Source organism: Psychroserpens sp. S379A, from assembly GCF_049800755.1.
In the GTDB taxonomy this organism is placed as follows: domain Bacteria; phylum Bacteroidota; class Bacteroidia; order Flavobacteriales; family Flavobacteriaceae; genus Psychroserpens.
The window spans coordinates 527,008-543,926 of the sequence record NZ_JBNAFQ010000001.1; the positions used below are offsets into that span (position 1 = coordinate 527,008).

The following is a 16,919-nucleotide window of genomic DNA, read 5'->3' on the forward strand; positions in this document are numbered from 1 at the left end:
AAAGCCCCAAATTTTATTGCCAACATAATAGCAAATAATGCCGACCTACAAAATTTCAATACTAAATATAAGGATTAATTATTTGAAAACCAAATATTTATGTTAAAATAATTATGAAAACTTAATGTGTATATGATTATATAATTCTATGACACAGTTGCTTAGCAACACTATTTTAAGCGCTACAAGCTTCACATTGTCCCATCAATAAAATATCTGTAGTATCAATTTTATGATTTTTTATAGGTGGAATATCTATCTCTAATTCTAAGCATTCTACCTTATTACATTTAGTACATTGAAAATGTGGATGCTTATCTGTATGATTATGAGCAGAGCATCCTTCATTGCATTTTGCATACCATTTTAATCCATCTTTTCCATTAAACGAATGAATAATTCCGTCTTCTTCTAACCTGCTTAAAATTCGATAAACAGTAGTTTTATTCATTTCATCTTTGACTAGTTCAATAAGGTTAACAACAGATTTAGCTTTGCCTTTTCCTTCTAAAAGTTGTAGTACTGTATTTACAGCTTTTGTTTTTCTAACAATTCCCATAACCACAAAAATAAAGCAACCAAGTTGCGGTTGCAAATTTTATTTTTAATTTTGCAACATAGTTGCATTAAACATAAAACCAATGATACATCTACAAAGTGTTAGCAAATCATTTAAGAATAAACCTGCTGTTCAAAATCTAAATTTAGAAATCCGTGAAGGTGAAATTTTAGGTTTATTAGGAGCAAATGGAGCTGGTAAATCTACGACTATTAACATGCTGCTTGGTTTTTTAAATCCAGATTCTGGAACTATAGAAATAAACAAAATAGATACTAGCAAAAATTCTCATGAAACTAGAAAACTAATAGGTTATATTCCAGAAAATGTAAATCTGTATCCATATTTGTCAGGTATAGAAAACTTAGATTATTTCTGTAGGTTATCAGGATTAAAATATTCAAAAACGGAACTAAAAGACTACTTAACAACTTGTGGTTTAGAACAAAATGCACATGCTCAAAAAGTAAGTGGTTATTCTAAAGGAATGCGTCAAAAAGTTGGTATTGCTATCGCATATGCAAAAAAAGCTAAAGTGTATTTATTAGACGAACCAGCTAGTGGTTTAGATCCTTTAGCTAGTAATGAACTCTCTAATCTTCTTAAAAAACTAGCTTCAGATGGAGCAACTATACTAATGGCTTCACACGATATTTTTCGAGTAAGAGAAGTATGTAATCGAATTGGTATTTTAAAAAATGGTGTTTTGGTAAAAGAGCTTAACAGTAAAGATGTAAGTGCTCATGAGCTAGAAACATTGTACTTACAATTCATGCAAAACTAACTGAATTATGATACAGCAAATCATTAAAAATGAATGGCGTTTTTTAGTACGAAGTCGCATATTTTTAAGTGTGAGCATTGTGTTTGTTTTAATTCTAGTTATTTCTGTTTTATTAGGACGTTACCAAACTCAAAAGAAAACACTTACGCATAACAATGCTAAAGACCATGTTCGTCAACAATGGGTTCAATTAGATGAAATGAATCCTCACAGTGCAGCGCATTATGGTACTTATGTATTTAAACCTTCAAATTTATTAAGCAGTCTCGATGAAGGTGTAAACAGCGTTACAGGCAATGTACTTCGTGTTGAAGGACATGTACAAAATGAAATTATACATTCTGAAGCGTCTCAGATGCAAGCGGTTTCAAAGTTTGGAAAACTAAAACCGTCGTTAATATTACAATATGTTGTTCCTCTTATACTTATTTTTTTAGCATTTCATTCAATTCATAGTGAAAAACAAAGCGGAAGACTAAAAGTATTGATACTACAAGGTGTTAATCCGATACAACTTATTTTTGCTAAAACCTTTTCAGTATGGCTCTATGGAATTAGTCTGTTAGCTTTTATTCTTTTGTTTTATGGTGTATTAAATTTTCAAAATATAACAACAGACATTCTCGTTAGAACCTTGTTTTTTTTCACATCATATGCTTTGTATTATTTTATTATAAGCGGACTTACAATTTTCTTTTCAACTCGATGGAAAAATACTACGTTAGCTTTAACATCTATGCTAGGTATTTGGATTCTTTGGACAATTTTTATTCCTAATATTATTATGAGTTCTGCCGAAAAATGGCATCCACTTCCTAGTAGAAATGAATTTCAATCTGCAATGAGTGAAGATCGCTCAAAAGGCTTAGATGGACATAATCCTAGAGACAAAAGAGCTGTTGCTTTAAAAGAAAAAGTTTTAAAAGAATATGGCGTAGATAGCTTGTCACAACTGCCAATAAATTTTGATGGCATACGCATGCAAGCTGATGAAGACTATGGCAATAGCGTTTGGGATAAACATTTTGGCAGCAATCGTAATATCTTAAATAAGCAAAAGCATAGTTTTCAGTTAGGTGGCTTTATAAACCCATTTATTTCACTGCAAAATACAAGTATGGGTTTTATGGCTAGTGACAATTTACATCATCAAGAGTTTTTACTGCAAGTAGAAACCTATAGAAGAACTTTTATTAAATTACTTAATGATGAACATGCTTTTGGAGGCTCAAAAACAGGAAATTGGAGCTGGAAAGCAGATAATGCTTTTTTTAAATCGGTTCCAGATTTTAATCATAAACCTACTCAAATTCTATCTGTCATATCAAACTATATATTAGATGTAGTACTGCTTATTTTATGGTCAGTTATTGTCACATCTCTTATCTTTTTTGGAGCAAAAAAAATACAAATCGTATGAGAAACATAAATATATTTTTATACGAATGGAAGCATTTTTCCAGAAACCCATTTAAAATTGTAGCCTTATTATTGTTTATAGTTGCTAGCATTCATGGTTTACACAATGGAGCTGATTTATATGAAAAACAAAACAAGGAAATTGAAAGACTTCACCAAAAAGCTAATACTGATAAAGAAACAATAATCGCATATTTTGAAAATGGTGAAAAAGGGCCAAAAAATAGGCCTTGGGTAGATAACACGACTCCCTTTTGGGCAATTTGGAATACACCAACATATCATTATAAAAAGCCTTCTGCAGCTATAGTTTATAACATTGGGCAAACAGAACACTATGGATTTTATAAGGCAATTAGTACATCTAGCAATCCGTATGATAAGGATATGGCTAAAGAAATTTCAAATCCTGAGCGTATTCAATTTGGCACTTTAGATTTTTCGTTTGTAGTCTTATTTCTGTTGCCTCTTTTACTATTGGTATTACTATACAATATTAAAGGTTCTGAAGCCGAACAAGGCTTTTTACCTCTTATAATTGTGCAAACTGGCTTTAAAAACTGGTGGATTGCCTCTAGAACCGCATTTTATACCATCTTACTTTTCTTAGTATTATTTAGTTTAATGCTTTATGGTGCAATGCTTACTAACGTTTTTAATTCAAATTCAAATTTTTGGATGATTTTTGTATGTGTAACTCTTTACCTGTTATTATGGAGTAGCTTTTACTTTTTAATTATTAGACATGGAAGAAACACCATTTCTAACACCTTACAAATGATAGGTGTTTGGTTACTTTTTGCTTTTATCGTTCCTGCTGTGATACAGCAATGGGTTAGCATTAAAAAGCCAACTAATTTAATGGTAGATATCATTGATGTAAAAAGAGATAAAACTGAAGACATCTATGCGCAATCAAATGAACTAATAGACAAGCAACTTTTTAATTTATATCCAGATTTAAAACAAACTAAAATTGCAAAAGACACCATTAAAATAAAAAGAGCTAGACGAAACTCTATAGAAGCATTAACAAATCTTGCAATGAAAGATGCAGTAGCTACTATTGAAAATGATAATCAAATTAAAAATAACATCATTGCTAAAACGTATTGGTTCAATCCTGTAGCATATTTTCAAAATAAACTAAACCAGTTATCCAATACACATTATAATGACTATAAAACATATAGAAACAACATTCAAACTTTAATTGATAAACGTATTGAAGTAATGGTGTTAGATATATGGAATGATATAGAAGTAGACAAAGCAAAATTTTTAGAATACAATACAATTTTAAAAGTCTTACAAACAAAAAAAGACCAACCTAAGATATAAAAATTAGATACTTCTTAAAACCTAAATTAAATCATTAAGAAATTAAAAAATCGGCATGAAATTCACTCTACAAAAACCTGATACTTTTGGCGCATTAGCTAGTACACTTTGTGTTGTTCATTGCCTTGCCACTCCTCTACTTTTTATTGCTCATAGTTGTTCGGCACATGGTTGTGAGACAACACCTGTTTGGTGGAAAAATTTAGATTTTTTATTCTTAGTTATTTCTTTTTTAGCAATTTATCGTTCTACACAAACCACTTCTAAAAACTTTATGAAATATGCTTTATGGATAAGTTGGGCATTTTTGTTTTTACTAATAATGAATGAAAAAACACATTGGATTTTATTACCAGAACTCCTTACGTATACCATTGCATTTATACTCGCAGGCTTACATTTGTATAACTTAAACTATTGCCAATGTAAGGAGGAAAAATGTTGTTCATAAAATGAGAAAAAACCATCAAAACAGTTTATATTGTTACAAGTGTACGTTCTTTTTTTAACTCAAAAGCGTACAAACAACTTCTAATAAATTAAAAAAAAGCTAACCTAAAGGATTTAGATTAGCTTTTATTTATTGTCATAACTGTTTCTTTTTAGGGACGAAAACGTTTACTTTATGTTTCAGTTATGAGTATACTATCAATCATTTCAAATTTAATGCCATTTTAACTTTAAATAACTGATTTATAGATTAAATCATAAAATATTCGACAACTGTTTTAAGACAATACGTCATTTTTACGAGTATTCTGGTTTTTTTCCAATAACACCTTTATAAAAGGCCTTCATAAATTTTAAATCGGCTTCAAAATCATCGGTTGGATAAAACGGCTCAGAAATATGATTCTGTTTATTTGCAAAATCGAGTGTAAACATAATAATTGGTACTTGAGCTTCTTTCGCAATATAATAGAATCCTGTTTTCCATTTTTCGACTTTTTTTCTGGTGCCTTCTGGAGCTAGAGTCAATCTAAATTCGTCTTTGTTTTCAAATAATTTAGCAATAGCTTGAACTTTATTTTGACCAGAAGTACGATCTAAAGCAGCTCCTCCTACTGCTCTAAAGTAATAACCAAATGGCCATTTGAATAACTCTTTTTTACCAACAAAGTTTGTTTTAACATTTACAACCTTTCGAAGTAAAATACCTATATAAAAGTCATGCCAACTTGTATGAGGAAGCGCAATAATAACAGCTTTTTTAATGGTATCTTTTGAGAATGTAGTATTCCCTGTGACTTTCCATCCTAGAAGTTTAAAATAGATAAATTTTGCTAACCATCGCATATTACATCTTTTGATATAATCCTTTCAGCTTTTCTCTAGTAATTAATTGTTTCCAATTTTTACCAACAGCATTGATCCACAGTGGCTCTAAGCTCAAAGCAACATTAATCATGATATCAAACTCCTCATCACTCAAATTAGCACACAATCCTTGTGGTAACTTAATGTTATGCTTTTGCTTCATTTGTTTGAATAATTTTACACCTTCGGGATAAAATTCTTCTAAATGATCAAATACAATACAGTTTCCAACACCATGTTTTGTTCCTAATAAATAAGACAGTCCATAACTCATAGCATGCGCTACACCAACTTGCGAATAAGCAATACTCATTCCGCCATGCCAAGATGCCATCATGAGTTTATCTTGAGATTCATTTTCAGTCAATTCGCCATTCATAAAAATATCAAGACATAACTGGTATGCTTTTTCACCATAACTTTGGCTAAATGCATTTAAATAAGTCCCATTTAAAGATTCTATACAATGAATGTAACAATCCATTCCTGTATAAAACCATTGATCTTTTGGTACATCTTTGGTTAATTCTGGATCTAAAATCACTTGATCAAAAGGTGTATAATCTGAATTGATACCAAGTTTTTTTTGAGGACCAGTTAATACTGTTGTTCTTGAAACTTCAGCTCCTGTTCCTGAAATTGTTGGTACTCCAACATGATAAATTGCTGGTGTTTTAACCAAATCCCAACCTTGATAATTTTTTGCCTCTCCTTCATTGGTTAACAAAATAGAAACAGCTTTGGCAAGGTCTAAAATTGTACCTCCTCCAATTCCTATAATACCAGATGGTCGGTCTTTATGTGTTAATATAATTTGTTCTACTAACTCATCAACTTGAGAGGTTTTAGGTTCTTCATCTGCTGAAATATATAGTAATTGATCATTGTATGCTAAAGGAATTCTAGAGGTCAACCATGAATTTCCTTTAAACACATCATCAACCAAAAAAATAAATGGTGCTTTTATGTTTAAACGTTTAGGCGCAATGATATCGCCTAACTGGTTAAAACTGCCTCGTCCAAACACAACTCTGGACACCATTGGATAATTTTTATAGCTCATTCGGTTATTATCTTAAATAAAGCTTTGCTTTTGTATTAGTTTAATACCTGAATTACATCAAGCAAACTATGTACTGTTTTATATGTTTTATTATTTTTTTCATCGTCACTTACCTCTTCATGTAACCATGTGGTATGAAACGGAATATGTATGGCTTTAGCTTTTATATTTACTAAAGGCAAAATATCAGATTTTAGAGAATTACCAATCATTAAAAATTCTGAAGGTAAAATATCTAAATGGTTTAACAATTTAGAATAGTTAGCTTCTTGCTTGTCACTAAGCACTTCTATATGGTGAAAATAATCTGTTAATCCAGACTTTTCTAATTTTCGTTCTTGATCAAGTAAATCGCCTTTAGTCACTAATATTAATCTGTAATTTTTAGACAAGGTTTTAAGTGTGGTTTCAACGCCATCAAGCAATTCAACAGGTTTATTTAACATGTCTTTTCCTATGTTCAAAATAGCATTGATTGTTGAATTTGAAACATCATAATTAGACAATTCTAAAGCCATTTCTACCATTGATAACACAAAACCTTTAACACCATAACCATACAACGGAAGGTTTTTCATTTCCATTTTAAATAGCTCTTGGTCAATTTTATTAGCCGTTTCATATTTAGCTAGCAGTTTTGCGAATTCTAATTCTGCATCTCTAAAATACGTTTCGTTTACCCAAAGCGTATCATCTGCATCAAACCCAATTACTTTTATATTTTTATATTCGCTATTCAATCTTTCCAAAGTTGTTTTGCGCGTTCTAAATCTTCTGGTGTGTCAATCTCAACACCTTGAACAGATGTTTCGACCATTTTAATTCGCTTACCATATTCTAAATATCGAATACATTCAATCTTTTCTGTTGCTTCAATAAACTGCATTGGCAATTTGTAAAAATCAAGTAAAGCTTGTTTTCTAAATGCATAAATTCCTTTGTGCTTAAAATAACGCGCTCCTGCTTCCTTATCTCTTGGATACGGAATTGGGTTTCTTGAAAAATACAATGCAAAATTATTTTGATCTACAATAACCTTAACTGTATTGGGATTTCGAATCTCATCCCAATCATGAATTTCAACCATTAAAGATGCTAAATCTATTTCTTTATTATGATCGTCTTTAAAAGCCGACAATACTTTTTTTAAGCTTTCCTTTTCGGTAAAAGGCTCATCACCTTGTACATTTACCACGATATCAACATCAAGATCTGCAACAGCTTCTGCAATTCTATCACTTCCAGATTGATGTTCTTTTTTGCTCATAATGGCTTTTCCTCCATGAGAAACTATTTCATTAAAAATGATATCACTATCTGTTACCACATATACTTCATCAAATAACTGTGTAGCAACTGTAGCCTCATAGGTTCTTAATATCACAGATTTTCCAGCCAAATTCTGCATGAGTTTGCCAGGAAATCTAGACGCACTATAACGTGCAGGTATCATTGAAATTATTTTCATAGAGGGTTGAAAGAATTCATTCAAAAATAAAACTTTTTAAAGGAATTTAAGGCTGACTTGTCTTAATCTTTTTATAAAGTTTAAAAACGAAATATAAAATAATAATTACAACAACAAAAGCTATAATAGGAACAAAAATAGACAATATAGAAATCACAACTGAAGTTCCTGTTTCTATAGTTGATACTACTGGATTAGCAATTCCTCCTGTAGTTGCAGTTGAAGCCAATCTTGTTGCTCCAGAACTTCCTGCTACAGCAGCTGCAGTTCCTCCTCCTGCAATAATGGCTAAAGCCCAAGTTATCGCTGGACTTAAATCTGCCACAGTAGAGACCATAACTGCTGTTCCAGCTACGGCTGCTAATGGAATAGCTATAGAATCTAGAGCATTATCAATATATGGAATATAATAAGCAAAAATTTCTACTAAAGTAGCTACACCAAGTGTGATTACTGCTGTTAAACTCCCAACCCATTCCCAAGATTCATTTAGTTCCCAAACATTAAAATAGGCAGCCAAGCTTAGTACAAATAAAGGTACAAATACTCGAAATCCAACAGACGCTGAAAGTCCGATACCTAAAAAAATACTTATTAATGTTTCAATTGTCATCATTATAAATCTTCAAAAAAGTCATCTTTAAAGCCTATAAGATACAATTTTTCTTTAGCTCGAGTTAAGGCTGTATACAACCATCTTAAATAGTCTTTATCGATACCATTTGGCAAATATGGTTGTTCTACAAAAATGGTGTTCCATTGTCCTCCTTGTGATTTGTGACAGGTTATGGCATACGAAAATTTAACTTGTAATGCGTTAAAATGTTTATTCCCTTTTATTTTTAGGAATTTTCTATACTTAGAAGTTTCGTCTTCGTAATCTTTTTGTACTTCTTGATACAATCTGTTGCTTTCTTCATAAGGTAATGAAGGTGTTTCAGCTTCAATCGTATCTAGTAATAAAACCGTTTCAAAAGGTTTCATTCTAGGATAATCTACCATTTTTACTTTGACTTCCGCGAAGCGAAAACCATATAATTCAGTTATCGAAAAAATTTCTAAAACCTGAATAATATCTCCATTGGCAATAAATCCTGCTTCGGTTGTTGGCTTTATCCAAAAGTAATTGTTCTTAACAACCATTAAAAAATCGCCTACAGTCAATTCATTTTCATTAAACAGAATTCGGTTTCTAATTTGTTGATTGTAAAGATTTGCTCGTTTATTACTCCTAACAATTATAGCGGTTTCTTCGTGACCATTTTGACTATAAGATTCATTGATTGCATCCATAATCTCATGTCCATCAATCAAACGAACAATATCTTTAAATCCGTTAACATTAAACTTAAACGATTCATAAAACTCATTATCAAGGACTTCTCTAAGTCGCGTAGCATTGTCTAAAATACCAGAATTTTGTTCTTGTCGTACAACTTCATCTAATTCAACACTTGTTACATTTTTATTATAATTCATCGTAAGCACTTGCGAATTTAATGCTGGACTAAGTTCTGATTTTACAGGAGGCAATTGCGCTTTATCTCCAATTAATAAGAGCTTACATTTATGACCAGAATATACATATTGCATTAAATCATCAAGTAACGAACCATTTTCAAAAAGTTTAGAATCTGCTGGAATATCAGGAATCATTGAGGCTTCATCTACAATAAAAATGGTATTTCGATGCTTATTGGGTTGCAGTACAAATTTTACACCTCCTCCTTTGTCTTTTTTAGGGAAGTATATTTTTTTATGAATTGTGAAAGCTTCCTTTTTAGAATAATTTGAAATTACTTTTGCCGCTCGACCTGTTGGAGCCATGAGTACAGCACTTCGTTTTGTTTCCCAAAGATTGGATACTAAAGTTCCAATAATACTAGTCTTTCCAGTTCCTGCAAACCCTTTAAGAAGATATAAACTATTTGAACTGTCATCATATACAAACTGAGATAATTGTTCTAAAACGATTAGTTGTTTTGTTGTAGGCTGAAATGGAAATTTTTGTTTAAGATGTTTGTAGAAATCTGATGCTGTCATACAAAATGTTATAAATGCTTTTTTATGCAAGATAAACTAAATATGAGCTGTCTTGAAATGGTTTATAAATTTAATTTATTATGAAACAATTTTTATATCTTAGGCTTTTAATTCTTTTTTGTTTCTAAGTTTTTTTGTGAACAAAAAAAAATTGTAGATTTGCGTAGTACCTTTACTAAAAATAACTAATAAAATAAATTAACTATGTTAACAGCAGTTCTTACAGTTGTAGGCTTAATCATTCTTACGATAGTTATCGTTTGGATAATCGATAGGTTTGTGCCAAAAAAAGCAAAACCAGTATTAAATATTTTGCTTTGGATACTTATTATCTTTTTAGGCTACTTAACTTTTGATTCTGTTTATGGTGAAATTAAGTTTAACCAACTCAAGAAAAAACGTTATGTTACAGTTATTGAAAGCTTAAAGGATATTAGAGATGCTCAATTAGCACATAGAACTGTTACTGGTGAATTTTCTGATGATTTTGATGCCTTAATTAAATTTATAGATACTGCAAGTTTCACTATCACTCAACGTAAAGACTCTACAATTCTTGATAAAGAAATGACAAAGCGTTTTGGAGGTGTAGAAACCTTTAAAGACATTGTTATTATTGACACACTTGGCTTTGTTCCTGTTAAAGATTCTTTATTTGGAGCAGATACTAGATATAAGACCATGATGAATGTTCCTATTGGTAAGTCTGGTGCTAAGTTTAAACTTGAAGCTGGTAAACTTCCAGAAGACAATATTCCTGTATTTGAAGCATCTGTAGATAAAGACATTATTCTTCATGACCAAGACAAACATTTAGTTAATAAAGAAAAGCAAGTTGTAGCTGTAGATGGTGTTAATGGACCTACACTAAAGGTTGGTTCAATGACAGAGGTTTACACCAAAGGTAATTGGCCAAAAAGTTACAATTCAAAAAAAGAAGACTAGGTTTTGAAACCCAATATAATTAGAGACTTGTCCATTCAAATTAGTTTGAGTGGACTTTCTTTTTGTATTCTAAATCGATCAACCAATACTGTTGAGCGCTTACAACATGTACATCATGAGAAAAAAGCAACTCCTTTTGAGTTACTTAACCAATTAAAGACGATTATAGAATCTAATGCAGATTTTAATCAAACATTTGATTCTGTATTATGCATTTATCAAAATGAACTTTCTACATTGGTTCCACAACCTTTATTTGATGAAAATCATTTAGCAGATTATTTAAAATTTAATGCAAAAATCTTGAAAAGTGATTTTATAAATTATGATACAATAACTACTAATAATAGTGTTAACGTATATGTACCTTTGGTTAATGTTAACAATTACCTATTTGATACTTTTGGTAGTTTTGTTTATAAACACGCTTCAACGATATTGATTGAAACTATTTTACAAAAGTCTTCAAAACATAAGGATGTTGAATTGTATATAAATGTTGGTCAGCTTCATTTTGAAATGATCGCTGCAAAAGAAAAAGAACTCATATACTACAACACATTTAATTATAATACTAAAGAAGATTTTATTTACTACATATTATTCGCAATTGAGCAACTAAAACTCAATCCTGAGATTGTAAAAATTCATCTTTCTGGAAATATTAGCAAAGATGACAATTTATTCAAAATAGTTTATAAATATGTTCGTTTTGTCGATTTTATAGAGACAACTTGTAACTATACTTTTAATACAACGAAGCAACCAGAGGTCAAACACAATAATTTTATTCTCTTAAATAGTTTTAACTAATGCGAATTATATCAGGACAATTTAAAGGCCGACGAATTACAGCTCCAAAAAAGTTACCTGTACGTCCAACGACAGATATGGCAAAGGAATCGCTATTTAATATTTTAAACAACCATTATTATTTTGATGAAGTTTCTGTATTAGATTTGTTTGCTGGCACAGGAAATATAAGTTATGAATTTGCTTCTCGTGGTACTGAACATATCACTGCAGTTGATGACCATTATGGTTGTATTAACTTTATAAACGAAACGTCTGAAAGTTTTAATATGTCTATCGCTACAATTAAAAGTGATGTTTTTAAATATCTTGAAAAAACGCAACAGAAGTTTACAGTTATTTTTGCAGATCCTCCTTATAATTTTCCTGTTGAAGAATTTTCAAAAATTCCTGAATTAGTGTTTGAAAACAATCTTTTAGCAGAAAATGGTTTGCTCATTGTAGAACATTCGAAACATACAGATTTATCACATTTAACAAATTATTCGTATTCTAAGAGTTATGGTGGTAATTGTTTTAGTTTTTTTGAATTAAATTCTGAAACTTAAAAAACAAAAACCCTTTTCATACGAAAAGGGTTTTCTTATAACAAAGCAAATCTATAAGCCGAATTCTGTACATATTCTTTTAGAAAAAAATTCTCAAAAGAAAACGTCCTTATCATTTATCTACATTTACTGTTACCAGCAAACTTTAGCTGTCTACCCTCTAACATCGTGCGTGCACACTCAAACGCTAGTTTACATGACATTGCACCTCATAGAGTTTACCTGATTTCACTACAGCTTAACCTGTACATTCTTTCTGTTGCACTTTTCCTCATCTCTCGATGGATGGCTGTTAACCACTATGATTACACTATGGTGTTCGGACTTTCCTCTATTCGTCAATACGAATAGCGATAAGGTGATTTACTTCCTGCAAAAGTACAATTAATTGTTAATAACTCTTACTAAAATAAGAACTCATAATTCCTGTTTTTATACTGATTTTTTAACTTTGTAGTCTAAGTTTTTGTAATGGAACACTTCATCGTATCAGCTCGAAAATACAGACCACAAACCTTCAAGGATGTTGTTGGTCAGCAAGCAATTACAAATACCTTATTAAATGCCATTGAAAACAATCATTTAGCTCAAGCCTTACTATTTACTGGTCCGAGAGGTGTTGGTAAAACTACATGCGCTCGTATTTTGGCAAAAATGATAAACAGCGATGGTACCGAAACTGAAGATGAAGATTTTGCCTTTAATATTTTTGAATTAGATGCTGCTTCAAACAACTCTGTTGATGATATTAGAAGTTTAACAGATCAAGTTAGAATTCCACCACAAGTTGGAAAATACAAAGTCTACATCATTGATGAGGTGCACATGTTATCTCAAGCAGCTTTTAATGCTTTTTTAAAAACTTTAGAAGAACCTCCAAAGCATTGTATTTTTATTCTCGCAACGACTGAAAAACATAAAATCATACCTACAATTTTATCACGTTGTCAAATTTTTGATTTTAAGCGTATAACAGTTTCAGATGCTAAGGAGTATTTAAAATATATTGCTCAAGAGCAAGGAATTACAGCAGATGATGATGCGCTTCATATTATTGCGCAAAAAGCAGATGGAGCCATGCGTGATGCTTTATCTATATTTGATCGTGTGGTTAGTTTTTCAGGAAAAAACTTAACACGACAAGCTGTTACTGAAAATTTAAATGTTCTCGATTATGAAACGTATTTTAAAAGTACAGACCTTATCCTCGAGAATAAAATTCCTGAATTACTTATTCAGTTTAATGAAACACTCGCTAAAGGCTTTGATGGTCATCATTATATTGCTGGACTGGCCTCACACTTTAGAGATTTATTAGTGTGCCAAAATGAACGAACACTCGAATTACTTGAAGTTGGTCAAGAAACCAAGCTTAAGTACCAAGAACAATCTCTAAAAGCTAGTCATAGTTTTCTAGTTAAAGGCATTGAACTCGCCAACGAATGCGACCTCAAATATAAAAGCAGTAGAAATCAACGTTTACTCGTTGAACTTTGCCTCATGCAATTAGCCTCTATCACTTTTGATGGAGAAAAAAAAAATAGCAAATATTACATAATTCCTGCTTCCTATTTCAAGTCTAAAGGAATTACACCTATTCCAGTTTCAATTCCTCAAAAGAATAAAACTTCAGAGCAACACGATTCTGATAATAGTGAACCCATTCAAGAACAAAGTAATAAGCCACTTCAAAAAGTTGCTTCAGCTTTTACTCATACACCTACGCCTAAAATTGATTTAAAAAAAGACCACAGAACTTCAGGTTTATCGTTAAAAAGCATCAAAGCCAAAAAGGAACATCTCATCAAACAGATGGAAGTTGTTATAGATGCTGAAGATTTGCCTACAGAAGACGTTTTAGAAGACGATTTCTTAAAAGCATGGAATTCATACATTGAATTACTTCATAAAAAAGGTGAAAAAATAATGGCTTCCATTCTTGAAATGGACGTACCAAAACTTGTTGAAACAGATATTCAAATCACGTTTCCTAATAGCACTTTAAAAGTGGAATTAGAGCGTGCTCAATATCCATTAATGGAGTATTTACGTAAAACTTTAAGAAATTATGATTTAAAGTTAGACATTAGTGTTAACGAAGAAGTCGCTAAAAAATATGCCTTCACGACCTTTGAGAAGTATGAAAAACTCAAAGAAAAAAATCCGAATATAGAATTACTTCGAAAAACCTTTGGTTTAGACATCAACTAATTTTGATTAATTTTATATTATGAAAAAATCAATTCTATTAATCATACTTATCGCTATTGCGTTTTATAGTTGCGACAGACGAGGCAGTCATCGCGAACATTTGCAAAAGTCAATTTCAGAATTTAACAACAAACAAACTAACATTGATATTGTTACTTACTATCCTGAACGTTATACTGAAGTAAAAACCGATTCAATAATTTCGAACACATTTAAGGTTAGCATAAAAAACTATTCAAAAATGGACTCACAAATTTTAGTAAGTTCTCAAGCGAATAAAAAAAAGACAACATTGAATTATCATCGCGTTTTTGAATCTGAAATACAAATCACTACCAATTCAAAAACTATTTTAAATACTACAATTAGTGCTCAAGATTTTAGAGATTATTCACAATCTGAGTTTTGGAATCATGCAACCTTAGAGCATGTTTGGGTAAATCAAGATGCATCTAATCGTAACGAGCTTAATTTAGGCGTGTCAATTATAAATCCGAAAAACAAAGCCTATAAACTATACGAACTTGTAGTAAATACTGAAGGCAAACAACAATTATATTTAATAGAAGAACACAGTTAAGATGTTAGGTTTAAAATTACCAACAGATCCTCGTTGGGTAAACATAGTCGAAAAAAATATTGAAGAGATTTTAACAGATCATGCTTATTGTGAGCAAAAAGCAACAAGCACAGCAATTTCTTTAATTGTTAGTTTTCCTGAATACACCGAATTAGTTCAAGAAATGATTGCACTTGTTAAAGAAGAGATTAGTCATTTTAAAATGGTACATGATAAGATTCTTGAAAGAGGATGGACTTTAGGAAGAGACCGAAAAGATGATTATGTGATTCAGTTATTAAAATTCTTCCCTAAAGGCGGAAGCAGAACGACACAATTAGTACATCGTTTACTGTATGCAGCTTTAATTGAAGCTAGAAGTTGTGAACGTTTTAGATTATTATCTGAAGAACTTGAAGATAAAGAACTCGCAGAGTTTTACAGAAAATTAATGGTAAGTGAAGCCAATCATTACACCATGTTTTTAGGATTTGCTAGACAATATGGCAATCGTAAAGAAGTAGATAAAAAATGGCAAGAACTTCTTGATTATGAAGCAGATATTATGAAGAACTTAGGTACTAAAGAAACGATTCATGGATAATTTACTATATTAGCATATAGTAAATTATCTACTTGACATGAAACAAATCTGCACCTCTACGCTTATAATTATATTTTCATTAAATATTTTATTTTCCCAAAACACACCTATACAACAATGGTATTTACAATATATTATAAAAGATGGTGTCACACACCCAAATTATTATAATGAAGATCAAATTATGGACATTGTTTTTATTGAAACAAATCAAAGTCCAAGTAGTTACGCATACACAGCAGTATCTAGTTGCAATTATGTATTAGGAACATTTATTGCAGAAATAGATTTTCCATTTCCAGAAAACACATTAACTTTTACAGAAACTAACATTACGCTTATCGATTGTGATCCTTCTACGCCTAAGTCTATCTATGAAAGTTTATTTATTGAAGTATTTACAAATAATTATTCTGAAACACCTCTTCCTTTTGATTATGAAATAACTACTGTTGAAGATGATGATACAGGTCGTAATAATATAAATTCTTCACCTCCTCCTCCTCCTCCAAAGCTTACACTTACAAATAGTTTTGGGGATAAGCTAGTCTACTATTTAACACCTCCATATGGTATTCTAGTAGATACTTGGTATTTATCCAGAATAGAAATTCCTGGGAATCCTACTATAGAAATACCCGAAACACATAGTCCATCATTATCACTTACAAACAATATAGATCCATTTACATTTAAAACAATGGCTTCTGGAAATGGAGAATGCAATGCTTTTGAAGCCAATTATGGAATAAACTTAACTAATGGCAACTATATACAATTAGACAATTTTTATGCTACGCTAGCCGATTGTGGTTCTAATTATGAAGGCATATATTTTAATACATTAAGCAATTTAGCTACTAATACTTCGGAATATGAAATTAGATCTCTAGGTCATATGCTAATACTTGAAGACTTACTTGGTGTTAAATTAATATTTGGAGACGGGCTACTTTCAGTTTCTGAAAATGATTTAAACACTTTGAATATCTCACTTGTATCTAACCCAGTTTCTGATATAATGTACTTAAATTATGATTTTGATATTGAAGACCATCTAAGCTATGAGATTTATACATTAACAGGCAAGCTTGTAAAAAAAGCTAGACTTCAACAAAAATCTATAGTGGTTAAAGAGTTAAGCTCAGGATTATATTTTGTTCGTTTTTCAAATAATGACAATCAATCACAAGTAGTTAAGTTTATAAAGCAATAAAAAAAAGCTTCAGTGTTTACTCTGAAGCT

Annotated in this window: 18 protein-coding genes and 1 other RNA gene; 11 read left to right on the forward strand and 8 right to left on the reverse strand. The window is 30.9% G+C overall.

Going from position 1 to position 16,919, the window contains the following annotated elements; translation table 11 throughout:
- Positions 1–175: 175 nt before the first annotated feature.
- Complete coding sequence (locus ACP15M_RS02305) at positions 176–595, reverse strand: Fur family transcriptional regulator (RefSeq protein ID WP_425075555.1); 420 nt, start codon at positions 593–595, stop codon at positions 176–178.
- Between the two features lie 46 nt (positions 596–641).
- Here ACP15M_RS02305 and ACP15M_RS02310 point away from each other — a divergent pair, with 46 nt between their 5' ends.
- Genes ACP15M_RS02310 through ACP15M_RS02325 form a run of 4 tightly spaced genes read left to right on the forward strand, consistent with a single transcriptional unit; the run spans position 642 to position 4,554 of the window.
- On the forward strand, positions 642–1,343 hold the full coding sequence (locus ACP15M_RS02310; RefSeq protein WP_425075556.1) for an ABC transporter ATP-binding protein: 702 nt from the start codon (positions 642–644) through the stop codon (positions 1,341–1,343).
- Positions 1,344–1,350: 7 nt separating this feature from the next.
- Positions 1,351–2,763 (forward strand): DUF3526 domain-containing protein, encoded by a 1,413-nt coding sequence (locus ACP15M_RS02315; RefSeq protein WP_425075557.1) that lies wholly within the window; start codon positions 1,351–1,353, stop codon positions 2,761–2,763.
- On the forward strand, positions 2,760–4,103 hold the full coding sequence (locus ACP15M_RS02320; RefSeq protein ID WP_425075558.1) for a hypothetical protein: 1,344 nt from the start codon (positions 2,760–2,762) through the stop codon (positions 4,101–4,103). The genes ACP15M_RS02315 and ACP15M_RS02320 overlap by 4 nt, the downstream gene beginning before the upstream one ends.
- A gap of 55 nt (positions 4,104–4,158) precedes the next feature.
- A complete protein-coding gene (locus ACP15M_RS02325; RefSeq protein WP_425075559.1) occupies positions 4,159–4,554 on the forward strand; it encodes a MerC domain-containing protein in 396 nt (131 codons plus the stop codon).
- Between the two features lie 296 nt (positions 4,555–4,850).
- Here the strand turns inward: ACP15M_RS02325 and ACP15M_RS02330 are convergent, their stop codons facing one another.
- Genes ACP15M_RS02330 through ACP15M_RS02355 form a run of 6 tightly spaced genes read right to left on the reverse strand, consistent with a single transcriptional unit; the run spans position 4,851 to position 9,994 of the window.
- Positions 4,851–5,399 (reverse strand): 1-acyl-sn-glycerol-3-phosphate acyltransferase, encoded by a 549-nt coding sequence (locus ACP15M_RS02330; protein ID WP_425075560.1) that lies wholly within the window; start codon positions 5,397–5,399, stop codon positions 4,851–4,853.
- 1 nt (position 5,400) lies between these two features.
- Positions 5,401–6,483: an iron-containing alcohol dehydrogenase family protein gene (locus tag ACP15M_RS02335; protein WP_425075561.1), complete on the reverse strand. Its 1,083-nt coding sequence runs from the start codon at positions 6,481–6,483 to the stop codon at positions 5,401–5,403.
- Positions 6,484–6,518: 35 nt separating this feature from the next.
- A complete protein-coding gene (locus ACP15M_RS02340) occupies positions 6,519–7,223 on the reverse strand; it encodes an HAD family hydrolase (protein ID WP_425075562.1) in 705 nt (234 codons plus the stop codon).
- Complete coding sequence (gene kdsB, locus ACP15M_RS02345; protein WP_425075563.1) at positions 7,220–7,951, reverse strand: 3-deoxy-manno-octulosonate cytidylyltransferase; 732 nt, start codon at positions 7,949–7,951, stop codon at positions 7,220–7,222. The genes ACP15M_RS02340 and kdsB overlap by 4 nt, the downstream gene beginning before the upstream one ends.
- Positions 7,952–7,997: 46 nt before the next feature.
- Positions 7,998–8,564, reverse strand: coding sequence for a DUF4126 domain-containing protein (locus ACP15M_RS02350; protein ID WP_425076058.1), 567 nt, complete (start codon positions 8,562–8,564; stop codon positions 7,998–8,000).
- Between the two features lie 2 nt (positions 8,565–8,566).
- Positions 8,567–9,994 (reverse strand): ATP-dependent DNA helicase, encoded by a 1,428-nt coding sequence (locus tag ACP15M_RS02355; protein ID WP_425075564.1) that lies wholly within the window; start codon positions 9,992–9,994, stop codon positions 8,567–8,569.
- Between the two features lie 204 nt (positions 9,995–10,198).
- Here ACP15M_RS02355 and ACP15M_RS02360 point away from each other — a divergent pair, with 204 nt between their 5' ends.
- Genes ACP15M_RS02360 through ACP15M_RS02370 form a run of 3 tightly spaced genes read left to right on the forward strand, consistent with a single transcriptional unit; the run spans position 10,199 to position 12,300 of the window.
- Positions 10,199–10,939 carry a hypothetical protein gene (locus ACP15M_RS02360; protein ID WP_425075565.1) on the forward strand — a complete coding sequence of 247 codons (741 nt, stop codon included), beginning with the start codon at positions 10,199–10,201 and terminating at the stop codon, positions 10,937–10,939.
- Between the two features lie 3 nt (positions 10,940–10,942).
- Positions 10,943–11,752, forward strand: coding sequence for a DUF3822 family protein (locus tag ACP15M_RS02365; protein WP_425075566.1), 810 nt, complete (start codon positions 10,943–10,945; stop codon positions 11,750–11,752).
- Positions 11,752–12,300, forward strand: a complete 549-nt coding sequence (locus ACP15M_RS02370; protein WP_425075567.1) for an RsmD family RNA methyltransferase — start codon at positions 11,752–11,754, stop codon at positions 12,298–12,300. Before ACP15M_RS02365 ends, ACP15M_RS02370 begins: the two co-directional genes overlap by 1 nt.
- 38 nt (positions 12,301–12,338) lie before the next feature.
- Here ACP15M_RS02370 and rnpB read toward each other — a convergent pair.
- Positions 12,339–12,670: RNase P RNA component class A (gene rnpB, locus ACP15M_RS02375), an RNA gene on the reverse strand.
- A 101-nt stretch (positions 12,671–12,771) separates the two neighbouring features.
- Here rnpB and dnaX point away from each other — a divergent pair.
- From dnaX to ACP15M_RS02395, 4 genes are read left to right on the forward strand one after another with little or no spacing between them, the layout of a single operon-like run.
- Positions 12,772–14,511: a DNA polymerase III subunit gamma/tau gene (dnaX, locus tag ACP15M_RS02380; protein WP_425075568.1), complete on the forward strand. Its 1,740-nt coding sequence runs from the start codon at positions 12,772–12,774 to the stop codon at positions 14,509–14,511.
- Positions 14,512–14,530: 19 nt separating this feature from the next.
- Positions 14,531–15,091 carry a hypothetical protein gene (locus ACP15M_RS02385; protein ID WP_425075569.1) on the forward strand — a complete coding sequence of 187 codons (561 nt, stop codon included), beginning with the start codon at positions 14,531–14,533 and terminating at the stop codon, positions 15,089–15,091.
- A 1-nt stretch (position 15,092) separates the two neighbouring features.
- The gene (locus ACP15M_RS02390; RefSeq protein ID WP_425075570.1) at positions 15,093–15,674 is read left to right on the forward strand and encodes a tRNA-(ms[2]io[6]A)-hydroxylase; all 582 of its coding nucleotides are present in this window, start codon (positions 15,093–15,095) and stop codon (positions 15,672–15,674) included.
- 37 nt (positions 15,675–15,711) lie between these two features.
- Complete coding sequence (locus tag ACP15M_RS02395; protein ID WP_425075571.1) at positions 15,712–16,890, forward strand: T9SS type A sorting domain-containing protein; 1,179 nt, start codon at positions 15,712–15,714, stop codon at positions 16,888–16,890.
- The last annotated feature ends 29 nt before the right edge of the window (positions 16,891–16,919 follow it).

Excerpts from the sequence above, each read along its gene's own strand:
- ACP15M_RS02360 (WP_425075565.1), top strand. The coding sequence starts at position 10,199 with ATGTTAACAGCAGTTCTTACAGTTGTAGGCTTAATCATTCTTACGATA.
- kdsB (WP_425075563.1), bottom strand. The coding sequence starts at position 7,951 with ATGAAAATAATTTCAATGATACCTGCACGTTATAGTGCGTCTAGATTT.
- ACP15M_RS02330 (WP_425075560.1), bottom strand. The coding sequence starts at position 5,399 with ATGCGATGGTTAGCAAAATTTATCTATTTTAAACTTCTAGGATGGAAA.
- ACP15M_RS02355 (WP_425075564.1), bottom strand. The coding sequence starts at position 9,994 with ATGACAGCATCAGATTTCTACAAACATCTTAAACAAAAATTTCCATTT.
- ACP15M_RS02395 (WP_425075571.1), top strand. The coding sequence starts at position 15,712 with ATGAAACAAATCTGCACCTCTACGCTTATAATTATATTTTCATTAAAT.
- dnaX (WP_425075568.1), top strand. The coding sequence starts at position 12,772 with ATGGAACACTTCATCGTATCAGCTCGAAAATACAGACCACAAACCTTC.
- ACP15M_RS02315 (WP_425075557.1), top strand. The coding sequence starts at position 1,351 with ATGATACAGCAAATCATTAAAAATGAATGGCGTTTTTTAGTACGAAGT.
- ACP15M_RS02310 (WP_425075556.1), top strand. The coding sequence starts at position 642 with ATGATACATCTACAAAGTGTTAGCAAATCATTTAAGAATAAACCTGCT.
- ACP15M_RS02385 (WP_425075569.1), top strand. The coding sequence starts at position 14,531 with ATGAAAAAATCAATTCTATTAATCATACTTATCGCTATTGCGTTTTAT.
- ACP15M_RS02335 (WP_425075561.1), bottom strand. The coding sequence starts at position 6,483 with ATGAGCTATAAAAATTATCCAATGGTGTCCAGAGTTGTGTTTGGACGA.
- ACP15M_RS02370 (WP_425075567.1), top strand. The coding sequence starts at position 11,752 with ATGCGAATTATATCAGGACAATTTAAAGGCCGACGAATTACAGCTCCA.
- ACP15M_RS02325 (WP_425075559.1), top strand. The coding sequence starts at position 4,159 with ATGAAATTCACTCTACAAAAACCTGATACTTTTGGCGCATTAGCTAGT.
- ACP15M_RS02390 (WP_425075570.1), top strand. The coding sequence starts at position 15,093 with ATGTTAGGTTTAAAATTACCAACAGATCCTCGTTGGGTAAACATAGTC.
- ACP15M_RS02320 (WP_425075558.1), top strand. The coding sequence starts at position 2,760 with ATGAGAAACATAAATATATTTTTATACGAATGGAAGCATTTTTCCAGA.
- ACP15M_RS02350 (WP_425076058.1), bottom strand. The coding sequence starts at position 8,564 with ATGACAATTGAAACATTAATAAGTATTTTTTTAGGTATCGGACTTTCA.